The 4,592-nt window shown below is 30.5% G+C and carries 4 protein-coding genes; all 4 read left to right on the forward strand.

All coding sequences use genetic code 11. The features are described from left to right. Window positions 1-463, forward strand: a 463-nt coding sequence (locus tag OO775_RS13605; protein ID WP_264847775.1) for a hypothetical protein, incomplete at its 5' end; no start/stop codon positions are given. Between the two features lie 17 nt (window positions 464-480). Beyond that, window positions 481-1,011, forward strand: coding sequence for a hypothetical protein (locus OO775_RS13610; protein ID WP_264847776.1), 531 nt, complete (start codon window positions 481-483; stop codon window positions 1,009-1,011). 107 nt (window positions 1,012-1,118) lie between these two features. Continuing rightward, window positions 1,119-1,943, forward strand: coding sequence for a hypothetical protein (locus tag OO775_RS13615; RefSeq protein ID WP_264847777.1), 825 nt, complete (start codon window positions 1,119-1,121; stop codon window positions 1,941-1,943). A 348-nt stretch (window positions 1,944-2,291) separates the two neighbouring features. Then, a partial coding sequence (locus OO775_RS13620; protein ID WP_264847778.1) for a TonB-dependent receptor occupies window positions 2,292-4,592 on the forward strand: 2,301 nt, incomplete at its 3' end.

The raw sequence follows: 4,592 nt of genomic DNA on the forward strand, positions 1-4,592 counted from the left end.
TGTTACGAAGGAGACAGGGAATATAATTTCTGAAAGTATAAAAAAGAATGAAAATTTTTATACTCCTGTAAAATTTAGAGGAATAACGTACTCTAAACCAGAATCTTCTCGAATTAATTTTGCAAATGAAGTTACAGAATTTACTCCTCTTAACAAATCTGGAAATCCTGTACAAGCAGGATGGAAGCATGTTTTAGAAGGACATTTTAATAGACCTATTGCTAATAGTCGTTCTATTTTTACTTCTTCGAAAGAAAGAATAAAACAGCTCATCCAACAAAAATCAGTAATAAATTCTACTTTAATCGAAGTTCAACCAGGCATGTACAAAAGAGTAGTAGATTTAAAAGAAATTATAGGTAAAACAGCTTTAAAATTTGGAGGCAAGGAAACCAGTTGGGTTGAAATTTTTACTGATGTTAAAGGAAATATAATAACAGCATATCCTGTTCCTGCTCTGTAATAAAATTTAAAATAATTATGAAACAAAATTGGAATAACTTTTATAATAAAATAAAAATAGAATTACTTAGTATAAATAGTGAAACAAATGAGCCCTATTTGTTTGTATTACAAAAAAACACAATTTTAATAGAAGAATGGATTACAAAAAGCAACATTAAGGATTATATTAAAATCTTTTCAAAATTTAATATCAAAAGGTTTAATCAAAAAGATGTTTCTTTGTATTCTTTTTATTTTGATTGGTGTAATATTCATGAAGAATTATACTTTTTATATAAAAGCAAACCTTCTTCTTTTGAGGAATTTATAACTAAAATTTATTATACATATGATTTTTTACTATCTTACAATAGTTTAATTGATAATCCAGAAAATATAAACAGTGAACTCTATTATGTACAATCTTTAAATGGAAGTATTTTGTATGAAAGTAAATTTCCTCCTCAATTATATGATAGAAATCTAACCAAAATTGATTATTTGGTAAAATTTGATTATTGTGATATTGCTATATTGGAAAAAGAAAATTTATTAAGAAAAAGATAATTGTTAAGAAGGACAATGGTAATATACTATAATACATTATACTAACAAAACAAAATTAAAATTCATAAAACGTTCTTTGACATAATATTTCCCCGCAACGGTGCTTCTTGCTTGATACGAAAATCAAAGTAGTTTTTAACGGAATAACGCTTAATACCGAACGTCAACTTGTTGAAGGTAAGTTTGTTACGACTTATGATAGAGAGGAGAAAGGCGTTGCTGTTGTAAGTGAAGAGTTGAAGAAGATTAAAAATACTGCGCTGTTGCTTAAAGAGGAGATAAAAAATCTTTTTGACCAACGTAAAAAAGCGATTGAAGAACTTGAAGAACTTAACAAACAACTTGTAAACAAAGAAATTTCTAAAAAAGAATACCAAAAAAAGGTTCAAGCACCTTGCGAAATCTTAGAAAGTAGTACAAAAAAAGTCAATACGAATGTAAATGAACTTTTAGAAAATGAATTTGCAACAGAGACAGACAAAATGTTGCTGGGCAGTGCCAAATTGGCAGAACCACGAAAGTCCTCAGGAAGCCTTCAATCGGTAGAAATACCTGACAAAAATACGGAAATACAGCGTCAAAAAACCATAGAAACGGTAGCAAAACGCATTGATGATGCCGAAGAAGTGGAAGCCGACCGTGCCTTAGCTTTGCTTTTGAAAGACCCATTATTTAAAAAAGAATTAGAAAAACTAAAAAAAGTACGAGAATTTTTAAATAAATTTTATGAAAATTGTCAACAAAAAGGATTAACACCGAGCAAAGAACCGGGTATTGTTCCAATGTGTTTTTGGGAGTTGACCCCTGAAATAGGAAAAGAGCACTTAAAGAAACAAATTATAGAGATTACTACTTTGATGTCTATTTCTCAATCAAAAGAACATTTTGATAGTTTGTTTCAACAAAAATATCACAAACAACCTATAATTTGAAGAGAATTTTAACCCTCTAAAAAACTATCTAATTTTGACAAAAAAATTAAAAAAGGGATAGAATTCAATCCGAAAGATACATAAGAATAAAATAAAAGATGATTGAAAAGAAAATCCCTTACGGAGGTTTTTTTATTATTCTTGTGTAGATTTATATGTAATTACCAAACAAAAATATCTTTGATACTATCTTTGCTTTGAAAAAATGTAGCAAAAACCATTTTTTTGTTGTAACTTTGTCCAAAATTTCTGAATTGTGTATTTGTCATATACAATACTAAATTTTATGGATACACTATTTAACTTAATAAAGGTAACTTTTATGTGATAATTTCAATCAGTGAAACAATGATTTTAAGATTTTTGCTTTTTGGATTTTTATTTTTGCTGACAAACTTGGGATTTTCACAACAAATAGATTTAGAAAACATAGGTAGCCGTACTCAAGAAACTCTTAAAAAAAATCCGTTTTCCATTTCAGGAAGCGCTTCTGTTAATGGTGTATATACGCATTCTTCAGACAATGGAATAAATACGCAAAATACCCCTTTTTTATATTTTTTCAATGGAAATATCAATTTAGGAATATATGATTGGTCTATTCCATTTAGTTATCGTTTTACTAACCAAGGGAGTAATTTGAATTATCAAATACCATTTAAGTTTAATCGTTTAAGTCTTCATCCAAAATATAAATGGATACAAGCTCATATTGGTGATGTAACGATGGGTTTTTCGCCTTATACCTTCAACGGGTTACAATTTACAGGAGGTGGATTGGAACTTACACCTGAAAAATTTCCTGTGAAAGTAGCCGTAATGGGAGGACAATTACAAAAAGCAGTAGAATACGATGGGCAACCACAAACAGTACCTTCTTATGAACGCTGGGGATATGGAACAAAGATAGAATACAAAAAAGATAATATTGAATTTGGCGGAATTCTCTTTTTTGCTAAAGACAAACCCGAATCCCTATCAATTGCTATTCCCGATGAGAAAAAAACATATCCGTTAGAAAACCAAGTTTATTCTGTTTTTGGAAAATATAAGCCTTTACACTTTGTAGAAGTTTTTGGAGAATATGCCGTTAGTATGCTTTCTTACATTGACGAAAAACCCACAGATTATTCGGCATATAATACAGGAATCAATTTTTTGTTAGGCAAATCAACCATTGGACTACGCTATGAATTGGTAGATCCAGATTATAGAACCCTTGGTGCATACTATTTTGTTAATGATATGGAAAACATCACACTCAATGGTTCTATGCCTCTTTTTCAAGGAAATGTAATGATTTCGGGAAGTATTGGAAAACAACGTGATAATCTGAATGGGCAAAAAATAAAACAATCCAATCAGTGGGTAGGTTCGATGAATATATCGGCAAAAATAGGTCAGTCTCTCAATATTACAGGTAGTTATAGTAATTTTACTATGTTTACCAACAAACAAACAAATCCTTTTGAAAGGCTTAATACACCGCAGTTATACGAGCAACCGCAAGATTCTATTCGTTACAGACAAGTTTCTCAAAATGTTGCTGCCAGTATTGCTTATTCTCTTTCTGAAAATCAGCAAATAATACTCAACTATACGCTTAACGATGTGGTAAATCGTGAAAACGATAGGGTGCGTAGAGGAGGTATTTCTCGTTTTCACAATGCAGGAATCAACTATTCGGTAAATTTTCCTGAGCAAAAACTCTCTATAACTCCTTCATTCAATTACACGCATAATTTGGTTGCTCGTGAAAAATCACATATTTTTGGTCCTTCTTTTTTAGTAACAAAAACTTTTTGGGAAGATAAACTTACCTCTTCGCTCGGGGGAAATTATAGTCGCTCACAAAGTGCTAATGCACAAGGTAATACAGCAAATATTCAACTTGGAATGGGATATTCGCCATGGAAAAACCATCAATTTACTTTAAATGCTGTCCAATCTTTCCGAAATAACCATTCTCAAAACATTCGGCAAGCAGGACAAGAAAGTAATATTAGTATTGGTTATGCATATCATTTCGATAAAAAAGAAATACCTTTGCCTAAATTCAAATTTAAGAAAAAAGAAAAGAAGCGAAAAGAGAAAAAGAAACCTCTTACTGAATCTTCTAAAAGCCTTCAAAATGTTGACAATGCACAAAAAGAGCCAATCTCTGAGGATAAAAATAAAATTGAAGAACAAATTGAAACCCCACAAAGCACTGACAACACACAAGGAGAATCAATCTCTGAGGATAAAAATAAAATTAAAAAGCAAACTAAAAAAGTTCTAAAAGAGAAAAAAATAACAGATAAAAAAGAAAAAATTCCGCTTACGCAAGAAGAAAAAACGGAACAAGATTATCGAACATTTGTCTTTCAGTGTTTGCGAAATCTTTACCACCAAGCAGATGGTTATCTAAGAGACGATTTGTTTGCAAAGAAAAACCTATGGGACGAAGATAAAACACCTGAAAATGAGGCTAAATACCGAAAAGCTGAGCAAGGCTATATTAGCCACTTATGGATGCTCAAACAACTTGAAAATCTTACACTACAAGACGTTATTGAAGAAAAAGGTCTTTTGAAAATTTTTGCTGAGCGCCACAAAGAAGAAATTTTTGAAACTTTGCAAAAAAATAATTGTATATCCGTAATTAAA

Origin of the sequence: Capnocytophaga catalasegens (assembly GCF_026005215.1) — a bacterium.
GTDB lineage: Bacteria > Bacteroidota > Bacteroidia > Flavobacteriales > Flavobacteriaceae > Capnocytophaga > Capnocytophaga catalasegens.